Raw genomic sequence first — 23,497 nt, forward strand, 5'->3', positions numbered from 1 at the left:
CGTCACAATAATGAAGTAAAACGTTCGACTATTCTGTTTCCGGCTCATTTATGCTTCCGTCATCGTCCGATCCCTCATTGCTGAATCGTGAATTGTCCTTGCTCAAATTCAATGAGCGGGTCCTGGCCATGGCCGAGAATCGAAGCACGCCCTTGCTGGAGCGCCTGCGCTACCTGTGCATCGTCAGCTCCAACCTGGACGAGTTTTTTGAAATCCGCATTTCTAGCCTCAAGGAGCAATTGCGCCAGACCCCCGGGCTGGTCGGCGTCGACGGCTATTCCCCCGGCGAGGCGTTCGAGCGCGTGCAGCGCGCCGCCCATGAACTGGTCGACAAGCAGAACAGCCTGCTGACCAACCAGGTCCTGCCCAAGCTCAAGGCCGAGGGCATCGCCCTGCTGGAGCCCTCGTGCTGGAGCGAAGAGCTGCACGCCTGGGCGCATGCCGGCTTTCATCGCGAAGTCATGCCCATGCTGACCCCCATAGGGCTGGATCCGGCGCATCCCTTTCCGCGCGTCTACAACAAAAGCCTCAACTTCATCGTGGCCCTGTCCGGGCAGGACGCCTTCGGGCGCAGCGCCTCGATCGCCATCGTGCAGGCGCCGCGCGCGCTGCCGCGCCTGATCAAGGTGCCGCCCGAGATTTCCGGCATCCCTCACGGCTACATACTGCTTACCGCCCTGATCAGCGCCTTTGTCGGCGAGCTTTTCCCGGGCCTGGATGCCAAGGGGGTCTATCAGTGGCGGGTCACCCGCAACAGCGACCTGTTCGTGGACGAGGAAGAAATCACCAATCTTCGGCAAGCGCTGCAGGGCGAGCTTTCTCAGCGCAATTTCGGCGCGGCCGTCCGGCTCGAAATCGACCAGTACATGCCGGCCGACCTCGAAGCTTTCCTGCAGCAGGAGTTCCTGTTGCAGCCGCAGGACACCTACCGGGTCAGCGGCCCGGTGAATCTGTCGCGCCTGATGCAGCTGTGCAATGTGGTCGATCGCCCCGAACTGCTGTTTCCGGATCACCGTCCCAAGATGCCGTCGCCCTTCGATACGGTCTCGGACAACCCCGAAGAGCTATTCGCCGCGATCGCCGAGAAAGACCGCCTGCTGCACCATCCCTACCAGTCCTTCCAGCCGGTGCTCAATTTCCTGACGGCGGCGGCCATGGATCCGTCGGTGGTGGCCATCAAGCAGACCATCTACCGCACCGGCGAAGATTCCGAGCTCATGCGCCTGCTGCTCGCCGCCGCCAAGGCGGGCAAGGAAGTCACCGTGGTGGTCGAATTGATGGCGCGTTTCGACGAACAGACCAACATCAATTGGGCCGCCAAGCTGGAAGAAGTGGGCGCGCACGTAAGCTACGGCGTCGTCGGCCACAAGACACACGCGAAAATGGCGCTGGTGCTGCGCCGCGAAAAGGGCGGCATCCGCCGCTACGGACACCTGGGCACCGGCAACTACCATCCGCGCACCGCCAGGCTTTATACCGACTTCGGCCTGTTGACGGCCGACCAGAAGCTGTGCGAGGACATGGACAAGGTCTTTTCGCTGCTGACCGGGCTGGGCGCCCGCCGTCCCCTGAAGCTGCTGCTGCAATCGCCTTTCACGCTGCATGAGACCATGGTGGCCCTGATCAAGAACGAAGTCGTGCATGCCAGGGCGGGCAAGAGGGCGCGCATCATGGCCAAGATGAATTCCCTGCTGGAACCCATCATCATCGACGCCCTGTACAAGGCCAGCCAGGCGGGGGTCAAGATAGACCTGATCGTGCGGGGCGCCTGCGCCTTGCGCGCCGGCGTGCCGGGGCTGTCGGAAAATATCCGGGTCCGATCCGTGATCGGCCGCTTCCTGGAGCACTCCCGGGTGTTCTATTTCTACAATGACGGGGCGGAAAATGTGTATTTGTCGTCCGCCGACTGGATGGACCGCAATTTCTTCCGCCGTGTCGAGATCAGCTTCCCCGTGCTCGACAAGGCCCTGAAGAAGCGGGTCATCAACGAGGCCTTTACCTATGCCTTGCGCGACAACCAACTGGCCTGGCGCGCCTTGCCCAATGGCGACTACAGCAAGATAAAGAGCCGGGGCAAGGCATTCAACTTGCACGAATACCTGGTGCAGCAGCTGGGCTCATGAAAATGACGGCCGCTGTCACGAACATGTCATATTTCGTACTTACTATAGCGGTTGTGCAGGGTTGACCTGTCTTAACCAGTCTCAGTCAAGAGGATTCCTCTATGTTCAAACGCGTTCTATTACAGATTTCGGTCGGTATCGCTTTCGGCGCCGCCTCCTTGGCCGCCCATGCCGCCGACATCACCGGCGCAGGCGCTTCCTTCCCCTATCCCATCTACGCCAAATGGGCCGCCCAATACCAGAAGGAAACCGGCAACCGGGTGAACTACCAGTCCATCGGTTCGGGCGGTGGCCAGCAGCAGATCATTGCCAAGACGGTCGATTTCGGCGCATCCGACGACCCGATGAAGGGCGATGCGCTGGAAAAGAACGGCTTGTTCCAGTTCCCGGCCATCGTCGGCGGAACCGTGCCTGTCGTGAATGTCGAAGGCATCGAGCCGGGCAAGCTGAAGCTGTCGGGTGAAGTCATTGCCGACATCTTCATGGCCAAGATCAAGAAGTGGGACGATGCCGCCATCAAGGCGCTGAACCCCGACCTGAAGCTGCCCAGCACATCGATCATCGTGGTGCATCGTTCCGACGGCTCGGGCACGACCTTCGGCTGGACCAACTACCTGTCCAAGGTATCGCCCGCCTGGAAAGAGCAGGTCGGCGAGGGCAAGGCGGTCAAATGGCCCACCGGCCAGGGCGGTAAAGGAAACGAGGGCGTGGCCGCCTACGTTCGCCAGTTGAAGAACTCCATCGGCTACGTCGAATATGCCTATGCCAAGCAAAACGGCCTGGCATGGACCCAGCTGAAGAACAAGGACGGCAAGTTCGTACAGCCGACCCAAGCCGCGTTTGCCGCCGCAGCCGCCAACGCCGACTGGAAGAGCGCGCCCGGCATGGGCGTGGTGCTGACCGACGAGCCGGGCGCCGAATCGTGGCCCGTCACCTCCGCCAGCTTCATCCTGGTGCATAAGAAGCAGGACAAGCCTGAAAACGGCAAGGAAGTGCTGGCCTTCTTCGACTGGGCCTTCAAGAAGGGCGGCAAGCTGGCCGAAGAGCTGGACTACGTTCCGATGCCCGGCAGCGTGACCCAGCAGATCGCCGACGCCTGGAAGGCCGAGATCAAGGGCGCCGATGGTTCCGCAGTCTGGAAATAAGGGGTAAAAAGGGGGGCAAGCCCCTTTTTCACCGGACAAAGGCGGTGCTGTTCCGATGGCACCGTCTTTGTTGTGTAAAAATTACGGTTTGTTCCCCGCCCGCCGTTTGTTCCAGTGTCCTTGAGCCTATGTCATCAATCCCGCGAATTGTCAGAAAATCCACATGAAGAATAACCAGAACGCGCTCATGGACTCTCTGTTCAAGAACCTGACCCGCACGTTTGCCTTCCTCGTTTTCATTCTGCTGGGCGCCATCATGGTATCCCTGCTGTATGGCAGCCGGGAATCCATTGCCGCCCACGGCATTGCCTTCCTCTGGACCAACAACTGGGATCCGGTCCAGAACATCTACGGCGCCCTGGTGCCCATCGCGGGCACATTGCTCACGTCGGCCATCGCGCTGCTCATCGCGGTGCCGGTGTCCTTCGGCATCGCCATGTTCCTGACCGAGCTGTCCCCGGTGTGGCTGCGCCGGCCGCTGGGCACGGCCATCGAAATGCTGGCCGCCATCCCATCCATCATCTACGGCATGTGGGGGCTGTTCGTTTTCGTCCCCCTGTTCCAGCAGTATGTGCAGCCCCATATCATCGACCTGTTCGAAGGCGTGCCCGTGCTGGGCGACATCTTCGCCGGGCCTCCCTTCGGCATCGGCGTTTTCACGGCGGGCCTGATACTGTCCATCATGGTGATTCCCTTCATCACGGCCGTCATGCGCGACGTCTTCGAGCTGGTGCCGCCCCTGCTGAAGGAATCGGCCTACGGCCTTGGCAGCACGACCTGGGAGGTCGTCTGGAAGGTGGTATTGCCCTACACCAAAAGCGGCGTGATCGGCGGCATCATGCTGGGGCTGGGACGCGCGCTGGGCGAGACCATGGCGGTCACTTTCGTCATCGGCAACGCCTTCAACCTGCCGTCCTCGATTTTCTCGCCCTCCAATTCCATCGCCTCGGCGCTGGCCAACGAATTCAACGAAGCCGGGGGCATGCAGAAGTCCGCACTGCTGGAACTGGGCCTGATCCTGTTCCTGATCACCACCATCGTGCTGGCATTTTCCAAGCTCCTGCTGCTTCGCCTTGCCAAGGGCGAGGGCACTTCGCACTAAGCCGGACAAGACATGTTTACTTCCGAATCCATCGTTAACACCTCGAACCCGGTCTATCGCCGGCGCCAGCGGTTCAACAAGCTCATGCTCACGCTGTCCAGCGCCACGGTCGTGTTCGGTCTTTTCTGGCTGTGCTGGATCATCCTGACGCTGCTGACCAAGGGCGGCTCGGCCTTGTCCCTGACCCTGCTGACGGAAAGCACCCCGCCTCCCGGGGCCGACGGCGGCCTGCTCAATGCCATCATGGGCAGCATCATGATGGCTGCCGTGGCAACCCTCGTCGGCACGCCCATAGGGGTGCTGGCGGGCACCTATCTGGCCGAGTACGGCCAGCGCGGCTGGCTGGCGCCGGCCACCCGCTTCCTGAACGACGTGCTGTTGTCCGCGCCGTCCATCATCATCGGCCTGTTCATCTATGCGGTATACGTCGCGCAGGTGGGCCATTACTCGGGCTGGGCCGGCGCCCTGGCGCTGGCCATACTGGTGATCCCCGTGGTGGTGCGCTCCACCGACAACATGCTGATGCTGGTGCCCAACAGCCTGCGGGAAGCCGCTGCCGCCCTGGGCTGCCCCCAATGGCGCATCGTCATGTACATCTGTTACAGGGCGGCGCGTTCTGGCATTGTCACAGGCGTTCTGCTGGCGGTCGCCCGCATTTCCGGCGAGACGGCTCCCTTGTTGTTCACCGCCCTGAACAACCAATTCATGTCCATGAATATGAATGCGCCCATCGCCAACCTGCCCGTGGTCATCTTCCAGTATGCCGCCAGCCCCTACGAGGACTGGAACCGCCTTGCCTGGGCAGGCGCCGTACTGATCACCTTGCTGGTGCTGGGCATCAATATTGCCGCCCGCAGCCTTTTCCGTAAATAAAACGTGGCGAGGGGCTGCGCCCCCGCCGGGAAACGATTATGCAAACCACCACCTCCGCCGAACGCACCAAACTGGAAGTCAAGAACCTGAACTTCTACTACGGCAAGTACCAGGCCATCAAGGACGTGAACCTGTCCATCAAGGAAAACAAGGTAACCGCCTTCATCGGCCCCTCCGGTTGCGGCAAATCGACGCTGCTGCGCACCTTCAACCGCATGTACGAGCTCTACCCGGGCCAGCGCGCCGAGGGCGAAATCAACCTGGACGGCGAGAACCTGCTGACGTCCAAGATGGATATATCGCTGATACGGGCCAAGGTCGGCATGGTGTTCCAGAAGCCGACGCCGTTTCCCATGAGCATCTACGACAACATCGCCTTCGGCGTGCGCCTGTTCGAGAAGCTCAGCAAGGGCGAGATGGACGAGCGCGTTGAGTGGGCGCTGTCCAAGGCGGCTCTGTGGAACGAAGTCAAGGACAAGCTCAACCAAAGCGGCAACGGCTTGTCGGGCGGGCAGCAGCAGCGCCTTTGCATCGCGCGCGGCGTGGCCATCAAGCCCGAGGTTCTGCTGCTGGACGAGCCCTGCTCGGCCCTCGATCCGATTTCAACCGCCAAGATCGAAGAGCTGATCGCCGAACTCAAGTCCGACTACACCGTGGTCATCGTGACCCACAACATGCAGCAGGCGGCCCGCTGCTCCGACTACACCGCCTACATGTATCTGGGCGAACTCATGGAATACGGCGAGACCGACCAGATCTTCGTCAAGCCCGCCCGCAAGGAAACGGAAGACTACATCACGGGCCGCTTCGGCTGATTGAAACCGGCTGTAGCAGTTTCGGCTTGACGGCCGGCAGCGGGGCTTGCATGCTATCCGCTACGGGGCAAGGCGTAGGCATCGCGGCGCCCCTGTTCCGATAGGAGGATGCCATGGCCCCGGATGCCGGCGTCACAGGCCGCTACTTGGTGCTGCTCTGCAAGGACACGCCGCAGGACGGCTTGCGCAAGCTCTCCGAAGCCACGGGGGTCAGCATCTCCAGCGCGGCATCGGCCGGCCGGCAGGGGCGATCCGGGCCGCCGGGCCCGCAATGCGCCATCGTCTTCGACCGCATCGGGGTCGCCCTGGTCCATTGCGCGCCGGATAGTCCCGGCCTGCAGGCCATGCAATCGCTTCAGGACGGCACGGCCATACTCGCCATCGAACCCGAAAGAACCGTGCATGCCATCGCCATGACGCCGTCGGCCGGGATCGACGAGACGACCGCCACATGGGGCGTGCAGGCCGTCGGCGCGCAATTGTCGGCGCAGGCCGGGGAGGGCGTCAGGCTGGCGGTGCTGGATACGGGCATCGATGCCGGACACCCCGATTTTGCGGAGCGGGTCATCACATCGCGATCGTTCATCGACGGCCAGGATACGCATGACGGCAACGGACACGGCACCCACTGCGCCGGCATTGCCTGCGGCCCCGCCAATCCAGGCGCGGCGCCGCGCTATGGGATTGCCGGCGCCGCGCAATTATTCGTGGGCAAGGTCCTTGGCGACGAAGGCCAGGGCGGGGACGGCGGCGTGCTGGAAGGGATAGACTGGGCCATCGAGAACCGCTGCGATATCGTGTCCATGTCGCTGGGCAGTTCGCTTGCCGCCGGCCAGCCCTATTCCAGGGTGTTCGAAGAGGTCGCCAGGCGCGCCCTGGAGGCGGGCACCGTGATTATCGCCGCGGCGGGCAACGACAGCCGGCGCCCCGAACACATAGCGCCCGTTTCCCATCCCGCGAACTGTCCGTCGATAGTGGCCGTGGGCGCGGTGGATCGCAGGCTGGATATTGCTCCCTTTTCCAGCGGCGGCCTGGTGCCGGAGGGAGGCAAGGTCGACATCGCCGCGCCCGGCGTCGATATTCTCTCGGCCTGGCCGGGGCCGCAGCGCTATGACACCCTCAGCGGCACCAGCATGGCCACGCCTTTCGTCGCGGGCGTGGCCGCCCTGTATGCCGGCGGGCCGGGCCGGCCCCGGGGCGCGGCCCTGCTCGAACGGCTGCGCGCCGGCGCGAAACATCTGGACCTGCCCGAGCGCGATGTCGGCGCCGGCCTGGTGCAGGCGCCCTAGAACCAAGAGGCTCTCATGACCCGCAAGAGACTGCACATACTGGTCGAGCAGGCGTCGCTCGAACGCTTTCCGGAGATCGTCGAGGACTGCCGGCGGACGGGCATGGTCATCGAGCGCCAGATGCGTACCGTGGGCGTGTTTTCAGGGCTGATCGATGAGTCCAGGCTGGAGGACGTCTGCAAGGTCAAGGGTGTGCGCAACGTCGAGGAGTCCCGCGACGTGCACGGCCTGGACGGCGGCGGCGCAAGGCCTCCGCGCAAATGAAAGCGCGCTTTCAGTATTAACGTTTACCCTTTGATTTCTTTATAAAGTCTGATTCAAGACAGTTAATGTCCTTTCCGAGTGAGTCCCGACGTATTGCTTTTGATAATCTTCGTCGCATCCGTGCCCACACACAAATAGAAACAGTAACGGATATCGCTCTTATACACGGCGAACAAAAAGCATTCTTGCAGCGTTAAACGCGCGGCATGTCATAAAAAAATTCCCAGGCTGGTCGCGTTCATTCCTGTTTCAGGAAGGGCGCAGCTTGGCCCGAGAAGCATGGGGGATGGTTTTGTAGCACGTCACAGTAGTACTCAAAGGAGATAGGCAGTGAAAGACACACATATCCATAATAACGAGACAGGCTCGACGACCCGTCGCAGCTTCCTGAAAACCGGCACCGGGGTCGCGGGCGGCCTGCTGGTTCCCGGCGCGTACAGCTCGGCTGCCTTCGCGCAGAAAAAGGACTACCCCAAGCTGGGCAACTATCCCGAGGGCGTGGCGGGAGACACCGTCGTGGCGGGCCTTACGCTGGACCTTACCGGCCCGTATTCCGCGGAAGGGGCCGGACAGAAGCGCGGCTTCGAGCTGGCGGCGGAGCTCATCAACAACGGCGATCCGCGGGTCAAGAAGGTGTCCCCGCTGACCCAGAAGGGCATTCTGGGCAAGAAAATCGTGCTGGCCATCGGCGATGCCGAAACCAAGCCCAACAGCGCCGTGCAGGCGGCCACCCGCTTCATCCGCCAGGACAAGGCCATGATGATCGCCGGCAGCGTCAGCAGCTCGGTCGCCATCGCCCTGCAAAACACCTGCGAACGCGCCAAGACGCTGTACTTCCCCATTATCAGCGGCTCCAGCGACACCACCGGCAAGGATTGCCGCCGCTACGGCTTCCGGCTGTGCCATCACGCCTACACCGCGTCCAAGGCCATCGCGCCGGTGCTGGCCCAGGCCTACGGCAAGAACATGAAGGCGATCCACCTGGTGCCCGACTACAACTACGGCCACTCCATCCACCACTACATGAAGCAGTTCACCGAGGAGCAGGGCTGGACGACCATCGACAACCCCCAGATCCACCCGCTGGGCGCGACCGACTACAGCGCCTACCTGCTGAACATTGCCAATAGCGGCGCCGACATCCTGATCAACCACGACTACGGCGCCGATGCGGTCAACTCCGCCAAGCAGGCCCACCAGTTCGGCGTCTTGAAGAACATGAAGATGTGCGTACCTTACATGCCCGCCTACATGCTCGAGGAAGTCGGCCCGGAAATCATGGAAGGCGTACACGGGACCATGGTCTTCTGGCATACCGAGTCAGAAAAGAACGAGATCGCCAAGGACTTCGTGGAAGCGTACGAGGCCAAGTTCAACGCCAAGCCGCGTGATCCCGAGCACAACGCCTACATGACCATGCTGCTGTGGGCCGATGCCGTCGAGCGCGCCGGTACCTTCTACCCGGCCGCGGTGGTCGAGGCCTTCGAGGACAGCATCAACCACAAGCGTCCGTACACCATGGGCGGCGAAGTCTACTTCCGCGCCGAAGACCATGACGGCGCGGCGAACTTCGCGGTGGTGCGCGGCAAGAAACCGTCCGAAATCAAGAACAAGGACGATCTGGTCGACGTCGTGGCCGTGGCCAACGGCGTGGATACGCTGCCGCCCATCGGCTACGCCGGCTGCAAGATGGCTCCCGCCGCGTAGGGTGATCCGCTTGGTTTCATAACAAAAAAGAAGGGGGACAGTATGCCTAGCTTGGGCCTATTCATGTCACAAGTGTTCAATGGTCTCGCGCTGGGGGTGCTGCTCTCCCTCATTGCGGCCGGCCTGACTATCATTTACGGCACGCTCGGAGTCATCAACTTTGCGCACGGCGCCCTGTTCGTGGTGGGCGCCTATGCCGGCTTTTCCATTTTCACGTCTACCGGCTCGTTTCTGCTCAGCATTGCAGGCGGTTCGCTGGCTGCAATGATCGTTGGCCTCATCATGGAGCGCGGCCTCATCAAGCGCTTCTACAACCGCCCCGTCGAAGACCAGATACTGGTCACCTTCGGGATCAGCATCGTCCTGGTCGAAATCATCCGAGCCATCTTCGGCGGCGTCGGGCAGCGCGTGCCCGTTCCCACCTGGGGCGAGGGCGTGGTCGACATGGGCTTCGTCGTCTACCCGCTTTACCGCATCCAGATACTGGCCATCGCCGCGGGGGCGCTGGGGCTGTGCTGGTTGGTGCTGTACCGCACGCGGCTCGGCCTCATCATCCGGTCCGGCATCGAGGACGCCCTCATGACGCGCCTGCTGGGCATCAATATCCAGCGCGCCTTCCTGGTGGTGTTCGGCGTCGGGGCGGCGGCGGCCGGTTTCGCCGGCATGATCTACGCGCCCATCGTCTCCATCGTCCCCGACATGGGATTCCGCGTGCTCATCCAGTCCTTCGTGGTGGTGGTGCTGGGCGGCGTCGGCTCCTTTCCCGGGGCCATTCTCGGCGGTTTGATCGCAGGCCAGATCCTTAGCCTGACCTCGCTGTTCAATCCGGTCTATTCCGATGTCATGCTGTTCGCAGCCATGGCGCTGGTACTTATTTTGCGGCCACAAGGTCTATTGGGTGTGGAGGGCAGGGCATGAGTCAATCTGATAATTCCATCGCGATCGAAGCCGGCGCGACGCAGGGCCGTACCCCCGGCGCGGCCGCCAGGCCGGCCGGAGCCCTGCGCCGCCGCTATGGGGTCGAGTTCATCACCGCCATGGTGCTTTGCGCGGCGCCCTTCCTGGCGCCGCTCATCGGCGCGGGCCCCGACCTGCTGGGCCGCGTGCTCATCTGGGGCCTGTTCGGCCTGGGCTTCGACCTGCTGTTCGGCTATGCCGGCCTCCTGTCGTTCGGGCAGGCTGCGTTCTACGGCACCGGCAGTTTCGTCACCGCTTACTTGCTGACCACCGGCATCATCCCCAACATGCTGCTGGCGCTGGTGGTGGCCATGCTGGTGGCGTCCGTGCTGGGCCTGCTCATCGGCTACCTGACGCTGCGCCGCAGCGGCATCTATTTCGCCATGAGCACGCTGGCTTTTGCCGAGATGATCTACTTCCTGGAGTTCGGGCCGCTGCGCGACTGGACCGGGGGCGAAAACGGCATACCCGGCATTCCGGAACCGGCCATCGACCTGGGCTTCTTCAGCTACGCCATCCAGCCGGGCTGGCCCATGTACACCTTCCTGGCCGTCATGTTCTTCGTGGGCTTCGTCATCGCCCGGCGCATTTCGCTGTCTCCGTTCGGCGTCATCCTGACCGCCATTCGCGGCAACCCTGTGCGCGCCATGGCGGTGGGCCACCGCATCCAGCGCTACAAGCTTGCGGTGTTCGTGGTGGCGGCGGCCTACGGCGGCGTGGCGGGCGGCCTACTGGGCCTGTTCCAGGGCTATATGCCGCCCGACGCGTTCAACCTGCATACCTCGGCCGAACTGGTCATCCAGACCGTCATGGGCGGCGCCGGAACGCTGTTCGGTCCCCTGCTGGGCGCCCTGATCTGGCTCTACCTGTTCGAAGTCCTGCAGTTCGTGGACTCGGTCGGCCCATACTGGCGCCTGATACTGGGCGTCATCTTCGTGATACTGGTCACGGTGTTCCGGCGCGGAATCTGCGGTGAGTTCATCGCGTGGCGCGACAAGCGCATGGCGCGGCGCCTGAACCGGGCGGTCGATGCCGGCCAAAGCCGCGGCGCGGCCCGGTCCGGCCAGGGGGTGCAGCTGCTCATGCGCCAGCCGGCGCCGGCCGCCCCGGGCGTGCCCGTTCTGCAAGCCAATGATATCGCCAAGCATTATGGCGGGCTCAAGGCCGTGAAGGGCGTCTCCATCGCGGTGCAGGAGGGCGAGCTGCGCGGGCTGATCGGACCCAACGGCGCCGGCAAGTCGACCTTCTTCAAGATGCTGGCGGGCGAGATCGAACCCACCAGCGGCGAGGTCTTCCTGCGCGGCGGCAACATCACCGGCATAGGCGTGACCCAGGTCTGCCAAATGGGCATGAGCAAGAGCTACCAGGTCAACGAACTGTTCGATGCCCTGACCGTCCGCCAGAACATCCTGATGTCGGTGCTGGGGCAGAAGCGCGGATCCTTCCGTTTCGATGCCCTGGCCAGCCTGAACGGCGTCAGTGGCTACGGCGAACAGGTCGAGGCGGCCATGGAACTGGTCGAGCTGTCCCACAAGGCCGACACGCCGGTGCATGAACTTTCCTACGGCGAGAAGCGGCGGGTCGAAATCGGCCTGGCGCTCGCCACGGGCGCGAACGTCCTGTTGCTGGACGAGCCCCTGGCGGGCATGAGCCCCGAAGAGCGCGTGCATGCGGTGGCCCTGCTCAAGAGCATACGGCGCGGGCGCACCGTTCTTATCGTCGAGCACGACATGGATGCCATGTTCGAACTGGCCGACAAGATCACCGTGCTGTACGACGGAAATTTCCTCGCGGAGGGCACCCCCGAGGAAATCCAGGCCAACAAGGCGGTGCAGGAAGCATATCTGGGAGGCGTGGAAGAATCATGAGTCTGCTCGAAGTTAACGGCATCAATACCTTTTACGGCGATTCGCATATCTTGTTCGACGTTTCGCTCGAAGTCCGCGAGAACGAGGTCGTGGCCCTGCTGGGCCGCAACGGCGCCGGTAAATCCACTTTGTTGAAAACGCTGGCGGGGGCGCTGACCCCGCAGTCGGGCTCCATCACGTTCGCGGGCACGCCCATCCATAAGATGCCGGCCCATGAAATCGCCCGGCTGGGCCTGCAGCTGGTGCCCGAAGAGCGCCGGGTCATAGGCGGCATCACCGTCCATGAAAACCTTCAGTTGGCCGCGATGACGGCCAAGAAACCGCTCAGCTACGACGAAATCTATCGCACCTTCCCCCGCCTGGATGAACGGCGGGGCAACAAGGGGCGCGAGCTCTCGGGCGGCGAACAACAAATGGTCGCCATTGCGCGCGCCATGATACGCGATGCCCGCCTCATCCTTCTGGACGAGCCCTTCGAAGGCCTTGCGCCGCTCATCGTGCGCGACCTCATGAATGTATGCCAGGAGCTCGCCAGGCAGGGCCGCACCATCGTCGTGGTCGAGCAGAACGTCACGGCGGCGCTTTCCATGGCCGACCGCTGCTACCTGCTCAATACCGGCCATGTGGTGTTTGGCGGCACGTCCCAGGAGCTGCAGCAGAAGCCGGAAATAACCAACCGCTACCTTGGGGCGGCCGCGTGAGTTCACGTATTTGCAGATGGAGAATAAGTCATGTCGTCCACCATTGATTCCATACTTGTCGAAAGCCGGGTTTTCCCTCCGTCGGCCAAGACGGCCGCGGGGGCGGTGATTTCCAGTATGGAAAACTACAAGGCGCTGTGCGAGGAGGCCGAGCGCGATTTCGAGGGCTTCTGGACCCGGCTGGCGCGCGAGCATCTTCAATGGCGCAAGCCCTTCACCCGTGTGCTCGATGAGTCGAACGCGCCGTTCTACACCTGGTTCGACGACGGCGAGCTCAACGTATCCGAGAACTGCCTGGACGTCCACCTTGAGAACGGCAATGCCGACAAGACCGCGCTGATCTTCGAGGCGGACGACGGCACGGTGGAAAAGGTCAGCTACCGTCAGCTGCATGCGCGCGTCTGCCGCATTGCAAACGGCATCAAGGCTTTGGGCTATGCCAAGGGAGACAGGGCCATCATCTATCTGCCCATGTCCATCGAGGCCATCGCCACCATGCAAGCCTGCGCCAGGCTGGGCATTACCCACTCGGTGGTGTTCGGCGGCTTCTCGGCCAAGAGCCTGCACCAGCGCATTGTCGACGTGGGCGCGGCCCTGGTCATCACCGCCGATGCGCAGCTTCGCGGCGGACGGGCCATCCCCCTGAAGGCCGCCGTGGACGAGGCGCTGGCCGACGAGGGCGGCGACGTCGTCAGAAAGGTCATCGTATACCGGCGCGCCGGCATCGATGTCGCCTGGAACGAAGGGCGCGATGTCTGGCTGCACAATCTGGAGGACGGGCAGCCCGATACCTGCGAAGCCGTCGCGGTCGAGGCCGAGCATCCCCTGTTCATCCTGTACACGTCGGGATCCACCGGCAAGCCCAAGGGCGTGCAGCATGCGTCGGCGGGTTATCTGCTGTGGGCTACGCTGACCACGCAGTGGGTGTTCGATACCCGGCCCGACGACGTGTTCTGGTGCACGGCCGATGTGGGCTGGGTGACCGGCCATACCTACATCGCCTACGGAACCCTGGCCGCCGGACTGACCCAGGTGGTGTTCGAAGGCATACCCACCTATCCGGATGCCGGCCGCTTCTGGAAAATGATCGAACGCCACAAGGTCAGCATCTTCTATACGGCGCCCACCGCCATACGCTCCCTGATCAAGGCGGCGCAGGCCGATCCGGCCACGCATCCGCAGCGCCACGACCTTTCCAGCCTGCGCCTGCTGGGCTCGGTGGGCGAACCCATCAACCCCGAAGCCTGGATCTGGTACTACAACAACGTGGGCAACGGCCGCTGTCCCATTGTCGATACCTGGTGGCAAACCGAGACCGGCGGCCATATCCTGACGCCCTTGCCGGGCGCCACGCCGCTCAAGCCCGGCTCGTGCACGCTACCCCTGCCGGGCATATCCACCGGGGTGGTCGACGAAGCCGGCAACGAGGTGCCTTCCGGGCGCGGCGGCTCGCTGGTCATCAAGAAGCCGTGGCCGGCCATGATACGCGCGGTCTGGGGAGACCCCGAGCGTTTCAGGAGCAGCTACTTCCCGGCCGACCTGAAGGGCTACTACCTGGCCGGCGACAACGCCCAGCGCGACGCCGACGGCTATTACTGGATCATGGGCCGCAGCGACGACGTGCTCAGCGTATCGGGCCATCGCCTTGGCGGAACCGAGATCGAATCGGCCCTGGTGGCTCACGAGCTGGTGGCGGAAGCCGCGGTGGTGGGCCGTCCGGATGCAACGACCGGAGAGGCCATCGTGGCATTCGTGATGCTCAAGGTGCCGGCGCCCGAGGGCAAGCAGGCCGAGGCCATCGCCACGCAGTTGCGCGACTGGGTCGCCAGCGAGGTCGGCCCCATTGCAAAGCCGCGCGATATACGCTTTGGCAACAACCTGCCCAAGACCCGGTCCGGAAAAATCATGCGCCGCCTCTTGCGCGTGGTGGCCGAGGGCAAAGAGGTGACGCAGGATGTGTCCACGCTTGAAAACCCCGATGTCCTGAAGCAGTTCACCGGCGTCTATTGACCCTGGCAAGTCGGTGAGCGGGCTGGTGGCTCCTTGCGAAGTCAAGAGCTTCCAGCCCTTCGGGGCTGGGGGTTTTCCTCCATGGATATAAGCGGGCGACTCATTAGAATCGAGGCACGAATGAGCGCGGTAAGTTGCGAATCGGTCGTCTTGATCATTATGTGTTGTAAGGCCATTGTGTATTGGGGGGTGGTTCGTAATGGAGTCGCAATTGAACAGCGGCGCGGTGGATCGCGCCGGCGTGCTGGTCGGCGGCCTTAGCCGGGATTTCGCCGACTCGACCATATTGACTGATCACTCGCACGAAATGGGTCAGCTCAAATTCGCCCTGAGCGGCGTCATGGTGGTGGCCAGCACCGAGGGCCATTGGGTCGTGCCGCCCACCCGGGCGCTTTGGCTGGCTCCGAATGTGCGCCATCGCGTGCGCATGCTGGGCAAGGTCAGGCTTCGCTCGGTTTTCGTCAATCCGCAATATCCGCATGGCCTGCCCGAGCGCAGCTGCCTGCTGCCCGCTACGCCGCTATTCCGAGAAGTCATCACCGAGGTCGCAGGCTCCACGTCCAAAGCGCTGCTCAATCGCCGGACCCGGCTGTTGATGGACTTGCTGCTTGAAGAACTCACCGAGGAACCCGCCACGCCGCTGCATCTGCCCGCGCCGCGCGACCATAGGCTGGCGCGCATATGCACGCATATCCAGGAACACCTGGACGACATGAAAACCCTGCGGGAATGGTCCAAAGAGCTGGGCTACGATCAACGCACCCTGCATCGCCTGTTCATCCAGGAACTGGGCATGTCCTTCCTGCAATGGCGCCAGCAGGCCAAGCTGCTGGCGGCTCTGGAGTGGCTGGCCGAAGGCCGCCAGGTTCTGGGCATTGCGCTCGACCTGGGCTACCAGACGCAAAGCGCGTTTACGGCCATGTTCAGGCGCAACCTGGGTATTACGCCCAGCGACTTCGTCAGGTCGATGGCCGGCGCTTGAACTCCGCCAGGCGGCTCCGTGTAACGGACCCGCCCCGATGGGCAAGGGTTCAGTTCCAGTTGCCGCCCTTGCCGCCCATGCTGTAGCGGCCCGCGCCCAACAGGGCCACGGCCAGGCTGCCGAATAAATACAGGCCCTGAAGCTCGAGGCGCCAGCCGCCGGTGCCCGACAGTTCGAACATATGGCCCATGTGCGCCAGCGCAATGGCCACCAGCATGTTCACGGCGATCAGCAGGCCGCCCAGACGGGTGTAGAAGCCCAGGATGAGGAACAGCGGCGCAAGGACTTCGCCTATATATACCGCCCACGCAAAGAAAGCCGGCATGCCGCGCGCCACGATCATGGATTCGATGGGACCTATGCCGTGAAGCAGTTTTGCAACGCCGTGAAAAAGGATCAGCACGCCTATGGTCAGGCGCAGAACCAGCTTTCCCAGGTCGTCGAGGGTGGTCGGGGACATTGGATACTCCGTTGCGAGTGAGTGAGTCGGGAGAGGGGGGCGGCCAAGCCGGCCCGCGCCATTATAGGAGGCGTGCGCGGCTTGAGGAAGGGCATGCGCCTACTCGCTTTTTGCTTTCGCCAGGGCCTGATCCAGCAGGCCCGGCTCGTAGGCAATGAATTCCTTTCCGCGGTAAGTGCGGACCAGGCCCTCGAACTGGGAGAAACGGATCTTCAGTTCGTCGTCGCAATGGATCAGCGGGTCGCCCTTGTCGTCGACCAGGACGGCGGTGGGGTGCGTATCGATCAGCAACTGATGCAGCTGTTCGGTGGTACTTTCGCAACTGAGCGGCACCAGTATCTTGCCGGCTTGCAGGATGGCCATGACGCTGACCAGGTATTCCAGGGACTGGGCGGCACACAGGGCAACCCGCGAACCCGGCGTGGGGTCGTTCATCTGGAGGGCGACGGCCAGCGCCTTTACAGTGATAGCCAGCTCGGCATAAGTGACCTGGCTTTCGCCGTCTTCGATGGCGACCTCGTCGCCATGCTGCTCGATCATGTTGTGCAGGAAATCAATGGTAAGCATCGTGTTTTCGCGGCCTGTCTTATTGATGGAATCCAGTGAGTATAGAGATCATTAAGCACAATTCCAGCCATGAGCCGCTAGGGTTTCCCCTGGTTTCCGCTTTCGGGAGGCCGGTCCGCCTTTCCGGCCCCGGGCCTTCAACGTATCTTCAGGTCGACCAGCCGCTTTGCGGCGCGGCCCTGACGGTGCTGGACTTCCGCCATCAGCCAGACGGGCGCGCCTATGTCTTTCAGCATGTGCGCATCCATCTCGGCCACCGCGTCGATCGCGCCGATCCACGGATCGCGGACGGCCCCGCCACGGGACGGCTTCTTCCATGCGGACAGCCAACGGCGCAGGCGTGCCAGGGTGGAACGATAGGGCAGGGCCGGATCGGGGGGTGTATTCCGGGCTTCGCAATTCAATGCCGTCATAAGAGCCTCCTGGAGCGTGGAATAGGTCGTTTGGTAAGGATAATCTTCCAGCTATATGCTGTGAATCGACTTGTTCTACCCTTGTTGGTCAGTTATGCTTACCACAATGGCCCGACTGCCCTTGAATACCCTGCCCGTTTTCCGCGCCGCCGCCGAGCTCCAGAATCTGCGCGCGGCCGCCGATGCGCTGCACCTGACGCACAGCGCCGTCAGCCAGCAGATACGTGTGCTGGAAGAACAGCTGGGCTTTGTCCTCTTCGAGCGCAGGGGACGCCGCGTGGTGCTGAATCCGGCCGGTGAAGCCTTGCTGCGATCCGTGCAAGGCGCACTGGCTCAATTGGACGAGGGTGTGCAAGCGGCCGCCGCGGCCGCTTGCGGACTTGAGCAGCGCTTGCGGATCACGGTATTGCCGTCATTCGCCCAACGATGGTTGCTGCCGCGCATGCATCGGTGGCGCCAGCGGCATCCCGATCTGGCGCTCGAGGTCGATGTCTCGCAGCAGGCTCTGGACTTGCAACGAGAGGGTTTTCACGCAGGCCTGCGCCAGGGGGTGGGGCCGTGGCCGGGCCTGGTGTCCGAGCGCCTGTTCGATGCGCCCATGCCGCTGGTGGTGGTGGGCTGCGCCATCGACGCGCGGCGCCTGCTGGGCCAGCCGCCGGCGGCGCTCTTGCGCGAGCCCTTGCTGGGAGAACGCGAGGTATGGCGGCGCTGGTTCGAGGCGGCCGGCCTGAGGGCCCAGGTGACGCCCGTGGCCCAGTTCAACGACATGGGGCTGATGCTGCAGGCGGCGGAGCAGGGCATAGGCCTGACCCTGGTGCGCGAACTGCTGGCGGCGGACGCCATCCGGGACGGCCGCCTGATCCGGCTTTCGCCGATCGAGGTGGAATACGAAACGGGGCACACCTACCATCTCGTGTATCCCCCCGCCTTGCGCGATTGGCCGCCCCTGGCCGCCTTGCGTGCATGGATAAGCGACGAGCTGGAACTCTCGCGCCGGTCTTTGAAGGCGGATGGCGGCGTAGCCTCCTGATCGGCCGCGGCCCGCCGGGCAGCTATCGATTGGCCAGGGCGCCGGCCCGCCGCATGGCCTGGCTTGCGTCATGCGTGAAGCTGCGGACCGCGTCCCGATAGATGCCGCTGCTGCTGGCGCCCGAATGCGACGCGCCGTCTATTTTGACCAGGCGGCGCGGCAGGCCGGGATCGATGGCCGATGCCATGAGTGCGTCGCTCATGGTGTGCGGAACCACGCGGTCGTTGGTGCCATGCAGGAACAATATGGGCTTGCGCACTTGCTTTATGGTGTTCAGCGAGTCGAAGGGCTGGGTCAGCACCAGGGCCAGCCCTGGGATATGCTCCCACCGGCTGCCGGCTATCATGTCCTGGATGCGGGTAAAGGTCGATTCGAGTATCAGGCCCGCGAAGTCGGGCTGATCCGGCTTTGAGGCCAGGGCCACCGCGATCGCGCCACCCAGGCTGTGCCCGTATATGAACCTGAGCGCCGGCGCGGGCTGCCGTCGCGCCAGCTCCCGCAGCGCGGCGCCGGCATCCTCGACGGCGCTCGATTGCGAAGGCAGCCGCGCGGTCGATGCTCCGAAGCCGCGATAGTCTATGGCCAGCACGGCATAGCCCATGTCCACCCAGCGTTCGATGCGAAAGGCGCTGTCGTTCAGATTCCAGCGCGCGCCATGCAGGTACAGGACGGTGGCGGCGCCGGCTGCCGCCGGCGGGGCGACGTACCAGGCGCGCACGGTGTCGCCGTTTTCAAGAGCCAGGTCGAAGATCTCCGTGCCTTGCGGCGGCTTGCGCCACCAGGGGCTTTCGCGCGTCTCGACGGCGAATATGGTGGCGCGCTGCCAGCGGTCGAGCATGACGTAGCCGCCGGCCAGCGCCAGCAACAGCAGGCATGCCAGGATACGAAGAAGGCGTGGACGGAAGCGCATGGGCGGGATGAAAAAGGGGCGGACGGGCGTTCATCATAGCGGTTGCCGCGGCGCCCATGCCAGCCCGTCGGGACGCCGAAGGCTGAAGGGGTAATATAGTCGCACTCGTACAGCGCTGCCTGGACGGCTTGCGCAAACGATGCGCACAAATAGAAAACACGAGACAACACGACCGAGGATACGTCCATGCTGCCCCTGCACCCCTCCAGCTACGAAGATGCCGTCAATCGATTTCGCTGGGACATTCCCGCGCGCTACAACATCGGCGTCGATGCCTGCGCAAAATGGGCCGAGCGGGATCCGGGCAGGCTGGCGCTGATCCATGTCGATCAACACGGCAAGGCGCAGGATTACAGCTTCGGCGACATGCACGAGGCATCGAACCGGCTGGCCAATTTGTTCCTGGCCCTGGGCGCGCAGGCGGGCGACCGGATCGGGATTCTTCTGCCCCAGGCGCCGGAAACCGCTTTCGCGCACATTGCCGCCTACAAGATCGGCTGCATCGCCATTCCGCTTTTCACGCTGTTCGGGGCCGAGGCCTTGCGGTACAGGCTGGGCGACAGCGGCGCGCGGGTGGTCGTGACCAATGCCGAGGGCGCGGCCAAGCTGGCCGAAATACGCGGTCAGTTGCCGGACCTGCAAACCGTGCTGACGATAGACGGCGCACAGACTGACACCCTGGACCTGCATCGGGAAATGAAGCGGCATGGAACCGATCTGGTCCCGGTCGATACGGCGGCCGATGATCCGGCCGTCATCATCTATACCTCGGGCACCACCGGCCAGCCCAAGGGGGCGCTGCATGCGCACCGCGTGCTGCTGGGCCATTTGCCGGGCGTGGAGATCTCGCACAACCTGTTCCCGCAGGAAGGCGACCGGATGTGGACGCCGGCCGACTGGGCCTGGATAGGCGGCTTGTTCGATGTGCTGCTTCCGGCCTGGCACCATGGCATCGCCGTGGTGGCCCATCGCTTCAAGAAGTTCACGCCGGAAAGCGCCTTCCAGCTTCTGCAGGACTATGGCGTGCGCAACACCTTCCTTCCGCCCACCGCATTGAAGATGATGCGCTCGGTCGATAGGCCCGAAGCGCGCTGGAGCTACCGTTTGCGCTCGGTGGCCAGCGGCGGAGAATCGCTGGGCGCCGAGCTGCTGGATTGGGGCAGGCGCAGTTTCGGGCTGACCATCAATGAATTCTACGGGCAGACCGAATGCAACATGACGGTTTCCTCCTGCGCCGATATCGTGCCCACGCGTCCGGGAGCCATAGGCCGCGCGGTGCCGGGCCACACATTGGCCATCATCGACGGGCAAGGCAATCGGCTGCCCGCGGGAGCCAGCGGCAGCATCGCGGTTCGGCGCCCCGATCCCGTCCTGTTCTTGCAGTACTGGAACAACACCAGGGCGACGGAGGATAAATTCGTGGGCGACTGGCTGGTCACCGGCGACACGGGCAGCATGGACGAAGACGGCTACATCCATTTCGTCGGGCGCAACGACGACGTCATCACGTCCGCGGGCTACCGCATCGGCCCGGGCGAGATCGAGGACAGCATATTGCAACACCCCTCGGTGAAGATGGTCGCGGTGGTCGGTGCCCCCGACGAGCAGCGCACCGAGATCGTGGCCGCGGTCATCGTGCTGCACGACGACCGCAGCCCGAGCGATGGCCTGAAGCGTGAAATCCAGGAGCATGTGAAGTCGCGCCTGGCCGCGCATGAATACCCGCGCGAGATATTCTTCGTCGATGAACTGCCCATGACCACCACCGGCAAGGTGATACGCCGCGAGTTGCGCCAGATGGTCGGGCAATGGCGCCAGGATGCTTCGAAAGCCGCGTCCTGACTGGCTTCTGAATGAAAGCTTACCGCTTGCTGATAGATGCAAAAAGCCATTGACAAGCCCATGTGTTTGGGCGCAAATTAAAAAACAGGGGGACCGAAGCTTGACGCAGGCATGCGCGGCATCGGCGGGCATGTCCGGTCACGGACGGCCGCCGGCCTGGGCGCATGGGCCTGTTGGAGGAGAGTCCCATGGAGAATCAAAAAAAATCCACTGCAGTCAGCCGCCGGGCGGTTCTGCAACTGGCGGCGGCAACCGGCCTTGCACAGCTTGCGCCGCCCTTCATCATCAGTGCGCGCGGCGAGCAGTCGGTCAAGCTCGGGCTGGACAACCCCCTGACGGGAACCTATGCGGCCACCGGCAAGAACGAGCTGAACGGTTGCGAGCTTGCGGTGGAGCAGATCAACGCCAAGGGCGGAATACTGGGCCGTCCGGCCGAGCTTCTCATCGAGGATTCCACCAGCGGCGACGCCGGCACCGCGGTGCAGAAGGCGCGCAAGCTCATCGATCGCGACAAGGTCAACTTCTTGCTGGGCAACGTGAACTCGGGCCTGTCGCTGGCCATGGCGCAGGTCAGCAACGAAAAGGGCGTGCTGCATGTCGTCCCGGGCGGCCATACCGATGCCGTCACCGGCGAGACCTGCCACTGGAACGTCTTCCGCGTGTGCAACACCACCCGCATGCTGACCAATGCCATCGCCAAGACGCTGATGGACAACTACGGCAAGAAGATGTATTTCCTGACGTCGGACTATGCGTTCGGCCACACCCTGCAAGACGGTTATGACGCCAACCTGAAGCAGTACGGCGGCACGAAGCTGGGCGAAGACCTGACGCCGCTGGGCACCACGGACTTTTCCTCCTACCTGATCAAGGCGCAGTCCACCAACCCCGACGTCATCGTCTTCCTGATGAACGGCGAGGATTTGCTCAATGCCCTGAAGCAGGCTGTGCAGTTCGGCCTGGACAAGCGCATACATCTGGCCGGCGCCAACACCGAGCTTGAAGTGCTGGAAGGCCTGCCTCCGGAAGCGCGCATCGGCGACTGGGTCGCCGAGTGGTACCACATACAGCCCGGCGTTGCGCATGTTGACGAGTTCGTCGCGGCCATCAAGAAGAAGACCGGCCGCGTGCCCACCGCGCGGACCTGGTTCGGCTACGTGGGCGCCTGGACCTGCGCATTGGCGGCGAACAAGGCCAAGTCGCTCGATGCGGTGAAGATGGCCAAGGCGCTGCAAGGCATGGAGCTGCCGCCCGAAGTGGGGCTGATGCCCAACACGCCTTTCTATCGCGCGGACCAGAATCAGTTGATCGGGTCGCTGTATGTCGGCCATGCACAGGCCAAGGGCAGCGAGCCCGACGACCTGTTCCACGTCGACACCGTGGTCAACGGCAAGGACGTGGCGGGCACGGTCGAACAGTCCGGCTGCAAGATGAGCTGGCCGGCCTGACGGCGTCTTGAAGCGTGGGCGCCGCGGCGGTTGCGGCGCCCGCCCGAGCTGAAAGGCATGCGCATTACAAGACGGATACCTGAATGACCGAACTTATCCTGTTCAATGTGTTCAACGGATTGATCGTGGGCGCCTTCTACGCGCTGATGGCTCTGGGCCTGTCCCTGATCATCAATCTGACCAGCGTCATCAATTTCTCGCACGGCGGTTTCCTGGCCCTGGGCGCCTACATCGCCTACGAGCTGGCGCCTTATCTGGGATTCTGGGGCGCCTTGATTCTCGCCCCGGTGCTGACGGCGGTGCTGGGACTGGTGGTGGAGCGCGTAATGATACGCCGGCTGTATGGGCGCGACCCGCTGTACAGCCTGTTGCTGACCTTCGGGCTGGCCTATGTGTTCGAAGACGGCCTGCGCTACATCTGGGGCGCGCAGAGCTTGCCTTTCCACGTTCCGGACTGGCTTACCCGGCCGCTGAGCACCTATTTCTTCTTCCTGACCGGGTACCGGGTGTTCATGGTGGTGCTGGTGGCCGTCGCGGTGGCGGCGCTGTTCCTGATACTGACCCGGACGCGGCTGGGCATACGGATACGGGCGGGCACGCTGGACCTTGAAACCGTGTCGGTGCTGGGCGTGAATGTGCGCATCCTGCGCAACCTGAATTTCGGGCTGGGCATCTACCTGGCCGGCCTGGCCGGCGTGCTGGCGGCCGGCCTGCTGGGCCTGCAACCCACGATAGGCGATGCGCTCATCATGCCCAGTTTCGTGGCGATTATCGTGGGCGGCCTGGGCAGCCTGTTCGGCACTTTGCTGGGCGGCCTGCTGATAGGCGTGGCGGCCGGCATCGCAACCGTTTTCGTGCCGTCCGCTTCGGAAGCCATCATCTACATCATGATGGCTGTCGTCCTGTTGTTCCGGCCGCGCGGCCTGCTTGGCGAAGAAGGGATGAACCTGTGACCGATTCCAACAAGAAAATAGTCGCCATCGCGCTGCTT

The 23,497-nt window shown here is 63.3% G+C and carries 21 protein-coding genes; 17 read left to right on the top strand and 4 right to left on the bottom strand.

The annotated features are described in order from the left end of the window. Positions 1 to 50 precede the first annotated feature (50 nt). From ppk1 to OEG81_RS04550, 13 genes are all read left to right on the top strand, one after another. Positions 51 to 2,123 carry a polyphosphate kinase 1 gene (ppk1, locus tag OEG81_RS04490; RefSeq protein ID WP_264131525.1) on the top strand — a complete coding sequence of 691 codons (2,073 nt, stop codon included), beginning with the start codon at positions 51 to 53 and terminating at the stop codon, positions 2,121 to 2,123. Positions 2,124 to 2,224: 101 nt separating this feature from the next. Beyond that, positions 2,225 to 3,268 carry a phosphate ABC transporter substrate-binding protein PstS gene (pstS, locus tag OEG81_RS04495; RefSeq protein WP_264131526.1) on the top strand — a complete coding sequence of 348 codons (1,044 nt, stop codon included), beginning with the start codon at positions 2,225 to 2,227 and terminating at the stop codon, positions 3,266 to 3,268. A gap of 163 nt (positions 3,269 to 3,431) precedes the next feature. Continuing rightward, positions 3,432 to 4,370 (top strand): phosphate ABC transporter permease subunit PstC, encoded by a 939-nt coding sequence (gene pstC / locus OEG81_RS04500; protein WP_264131527.1) that lies wholly within the window; start codon positions 3,432 to 3,434, stop codon positions 4,368 to 4,370. 12 nt (positions 4,371 to 4,382) lie between these two features. Continuing rightward, positions 4,383 to 5,243 (top strand): phosphate ABC transporter permease PstA, encoded by an 861-nt coding sequence (gene pstA, locus OEG81_RS04505; RefSeq protein WP_264131528.1) that lies wholly within the window; start codon positions 4,383 to 4,385, stop codon positions 5,241 to 5,243. Between the two features lie 38 nt (positions 5,244 to 5,281). Continuing rightward, a complete protein-coding gene (gene pstB, locus OEG81_RS04510) occupies positions 5,282 to 6,058 on the top strand; it encodes a phosphate ABC transporter ATP-binding protein PstB (RefSeq protein WP_264131529.1) in 777 nt (258 codons plus the stop codon). Between the two features lie 113 nt (positions 6,059 to 6,171). Continuing rightward, on the top strand, positions 6,172 to 7,347 hold the full coding sequence (locus tag OEG81_RS04515; RefSeq protein WP_264131530.1) for a S8 family serine peptidase: 1,176 nt from the start codon (positions 6,172 to 6,174) through the stop codon (positions 7,345 to 7,347). Positions 7,348 to 7,362: 15 nt separating this feature from the next. Continuing rightward, positions 7,363 to 7,611 (top strand): hypothetical protein, encoded by a 249-nt coding sequence (locus OEG81_RS04520; RefSeq protein WP_264131531.1) that lies wholly within the window; start codon positions 7,363 to 7,365, stop codon positions 7,609 to 7,611. 330 nt (positions 7,612 to 7,941) lie between these two features. After that, complete coding sequence (locus OEG81_RS04525) at positions 7,942 to 9,318, top strand: substrate-binding protein (protein WP_264131532.1); 1,377 nt, start codon at positions 7,942 to 7,944, stop codon at positions 9,316 to 9,318. A gap of 63 nt (positions 9,319 to 9,381) precedes the next feature. Next, positions 9,382 to 10,236 carry a branched-chain amino acid ABC transporter permease gene (locus tag OEG81_RS04530; RefSeq protein ID WP_264131533.1) on the top strand — a complete coding sequence of 285 codons (855 nt, stop codon included), beginning with the start codon at positions 9,382 to 9,384 and terminating at the stop codon, positions 10,234 to 10,236. After that, positions 10,233 to 12,143, top strand: coding sequence for a branched-chain amino acid ABC transporter ATP-binding protein/permease (locus OEG81_RS04535; protein ID WP_264131534.1), 1,911 nt, complete (start codon positions 10,233 to 10,235; stop codon positions 12,141 to 12,143). Before OEG81_RS04530 ends, OEG81_RS04535 begins: the two co-directional genes overlap by 4 nt. Further along, positions 12,140 to 12,844: an ABC transporter ATP-binding protein gene (locus OEG81_RS04540; RefSeq protein WP_264131535.1), complete on the top strand. Its 705-nt coding sequence runs from the start codon at positions 12,140 to 12,142 to the stop codon at positions 12,842 to 12,844. Before OEG81_RS04535 ends, OEG81_RS04540 begins: the two co-directional genes overlap by 4 nt. Before the next feature lie 30 nt (positions 12,845 to 12,874). Then, positions 12,875 to 14,854 carry an acetate--CoA ligase gene (gene acs, locus OEG81_RS04545; RefSeq protein WP_264131536.1) on the top strand — a complete coding sequence of 660 codons (1,980 nt, stop codon included), beginning with the start codon at positions 12,875 to 12,877 and terminating at the stop codon, positions 14,852 to 14,854. Between the two features lie 199 nt (positions 14,855 to 15,053). Next, on the top strand, positions 15,054 to 15,836 hold the full coding sequence (locus OEG81_RS04550) for an AraC family transcriptional regulator (RefSeq protein ID WP_264131537.1): 783 nt from the start codon (positions 15,054 to 15,056) through the stop codon (positions 15,834 to 15,836). A gap of 49 nt (positions 15,837 to 15,885) precedes the next feature. Here OEG81_RS04550 and OEG81_RS04555 read toward each other — a convergent pair whose 3' ends face one another. The 3 genes from OEG81_RS04555 to OEG81_RS04565 form a co-directional block, all read right to left on the bottom strand. Continuing rightward, the gene (locus OEG81_RS04555; RefSeq protein ID WP_264131538.1) at positions 15,886 to 16,296 is read right to left on the bottom strand and encodes a DoxX family protein; all 411 of its coding nucleotides are present in this window, start codon (positions 16,294 to 16,296) and stop codon (positions 15,886 to 15,888) included. A 99-nt stretch (positions 16,297 to 16,395) separates the two neighbouring features. Next, a complete protein-coding gene (locus OEG81_RS04560; RefSeq protein WP_264131539.1) occupies positions 16,396 to 16,863 on the bottom strand; it encodes an AMP-binding protein in 468 nt (155 codons plus the stop codon). A 137-nt stretch (positions 16,864 to 17,000) separates the two neighbouring features. Then, a complete protein-coding gene (locus OEG81_RS04565; protein WP_264131540.1) occupies positions 17,001 to 17,276 on the bottom strand; it encodes a hypothetical protein in 276 nt (91 codons plus the stop codon). Between the two features lie 94 nt (positions 17,277 to 17,370). On the opposite strand from OEG81_RS04565, the gene OEG81_RS04570 reads away from it, so the two are divergent. Continuing rightward, positions 17,371 to 18,306, top strand: a complete 936-nt coding sequence (locus OEG81_RS04570; RefSeq protein WP_264131541.1) for a LysR substrate-binding domain-containing protein — start codon at positions 17,371 to 17,373, stop codon at positions 18,304 to 18,306. A 22-nt stretch (positions 18,307 to 18,328) separates the two neighbouring features. Here the strand turns inward: OEG81_RS04570 and OEG81_RS04575 are convergent, their stop codons facing one another. Continuing rightward, complete coding sequence (locus OEG81_RS04575; RefSeq protein WP_412034128.1) at positions 18,329 to 19,225, bottom strand: alpha/beta hydrolase; 897 nt, start codon at positions 19,223 to 19,225, stop codon at positions 18,329 to 18,331. A 177-nt stretch (positions 19,226 to 19,402) separates the two neighbouring features. Here OEG81_RS04575 and OEG81_RS04580 point away from each other — a divergent pair, with 177 nt between their 5' ends. The 3 genes from OEG81_RS04580 to OEG81_RS04590 all read left to right on the top strand — a co-directional run bounded on the left by OEG81_RS04580 (position 19,403) and on the right by OEG81_RS04590 (position 23,459). Continuing rightward, positions 19,403 to 21,058: an acyl-CoA synthetase gene (locus tag OEG81_RS04580; RefSeq protein ID WP_264131543.1), complete on the top strand. Its 1,656-nt coding sequence runs from the start codon at positions 19,403 to 19,405 to the stop codon at positions 21,056 to 21,058. A 188-nt stretch (positions 21,059 to 21,246) separates the two neighbouring features. Next, positions 21,247 to 22,506 (top strand): ABC transporter substrate-binding protein, encoded by a 1,260-nt coding sequence (locus tag OEG81_RS04585; RefSeq protein ID WP_264131544.1) that lies wholly within the window; start codon positions 21,247 to 21,249, stop codon positions 22,504 to 22,506. Positions 22,507 to 22,589: 83 nt separating this feature from the next. Further along, the gene (locus OEG81_RS04590; RefSeq protein WP_264131545.1) at positions 22,590 to 23,459 is read left to right on the top strand and encodes a branched-chain amino acid ABC transporter permease; all 870 of its coding nucleotides are present in this window, start codon (positions 22,590 to 22,592) and stop codon (positions 23,457 to 23,459) included. Positions 23,460 to 23,497: the final 38 nt, after the last annotated feature.

The organism is Pollutimonas sp. M17 (assembly GCF_025836975.1).
Taxonomy (GTDB): Bacteria; Pseudomonadota; Gammaproteobacteria; order Burkholderiales; family Burkholderiaceae_B.

Coding starts and splice junctions, on each gene's coding strand:
- ppk1 (WP_264131525.1), top strand. CDS start 51: ATGCTTCCGTCATCGTCCGATCCCTCATTGCTGAATCGTGAATTGTCC.
- pstS (WP_264131526.1), top strand. CDS start 2,225: ATGTTCAAACGCGTTCTATTACAGATTTCGGTCGGTATCGCTTTCGGC.
- pstC (WP_264131527.1), top strand. CDS start 3,432: ATGAAGAATAACCAGAACGCGCTCATGGACTCTCTGTTCAAGAACCTG.
- pstA (WP_264131528.1), top strand. CDS start 4,383: ATGTTTACTTCCGAATCCATCGTTAACACCTCGAACCCGGTCTATCGC.
- pstB (WP_264131529.1), top strand. CDS start 5,282: ATGCAAACCACCACCTCCGCCGAACGCACCAAACTGGAAGTCAAGAAC.
- OEG81_RS04515 (WP_264131530.1), top strand. CDS start 6,172: ATGGCCCCGGATGCCGGCGTCACAGGCCGCTACTTGGTGCTGCTCTGC.
- OEG81_RS04520 (WP_264131531.1), top strand. CDS start 7,363: ATGACCCGCAAGAGACTGCACATACTGGTCGAGCAGGCGTCGCTCGAA.
- OEG81_RS04530 (WP_264131533.1), top strand. CDS start 9,382: ATGTCACAAGTGTTCAATGGTCTCGCGCTGGGGGTGCTGCTCTCCCTC.
- OEG81_RS04535 (WP_264131534.1), top strand. CDS start 10,233: ATGAGTCAATCTGATAATTCCATCGCGATCGAAGCCGGCGCGACGCAG.
- OEG81_RS04540 (WP_264131535.1), top strand. CDS start 12,140: ATGAGTCTGCTCGAAGTTAACGGCATCAATACCTTTTACGGCGATTCG.
- acs (WP_264131536.1), top strand. CDS start 12,875: ATGTCGTCCACCATTGATTCCATACTTGTCGAAAGCCGGGTTTTCCCT.
- OEG81_RS04550 (WP_264131537.1), top strand. CDS start 15,054: ATGGAGTCGCAATTGAACAGCGGCGCGGTGGATCGCGCCGGCGTGCTG.
- OEG81_RS04555 (WP_264131538.1), bottom strand. CDS start 16,296: ATGTCCCCGACCACCCTCGACGACCTGGGAAAGCTGGTTCTGCGCCTG.
- OEG81_RS04560 (WP_264131539.1), bottom strand. CDS start 16,863: ATGCTTACCATTGATTTCCTGCACAACATGATCGAGCAGCATGGCGAC.
- OEG81_RS04565 (WP_264131540.1), bottom strand. CDS start 17,276: ATGACGGCATTGAATTGCGAAGCCCGGAATACACCCCCCGATCCGGCC.
- OEG81_RS04570 (WP_264131541.1), top strand. CDS start 17,371: ATGCTTACCACAATGGCCCGACTGCCCTTGAATACCCTGCCCGTTTTC.
- OEG81_RS04580 (WP_264131543.1), top strand. CDS start 19,403: ATGCTGCCCCTGCACCCCTCCAGCTACGAAGATGCCGTCAATCGATTT.
- OEG81_RS04585 (WP_264131544.1), top strand. CDS start 21,247: ATGGAGAATCAAAAAAAATCCACTGCAGTCAGCCGCCGGGCGGTTCTG.
- OEG81_RS04590 (WP_264131545.1), top strand. CDS start 22,590: ATGACCGAACTTATCCTGTTCAATGTGTTCAACGGATTGATCGTGGGC.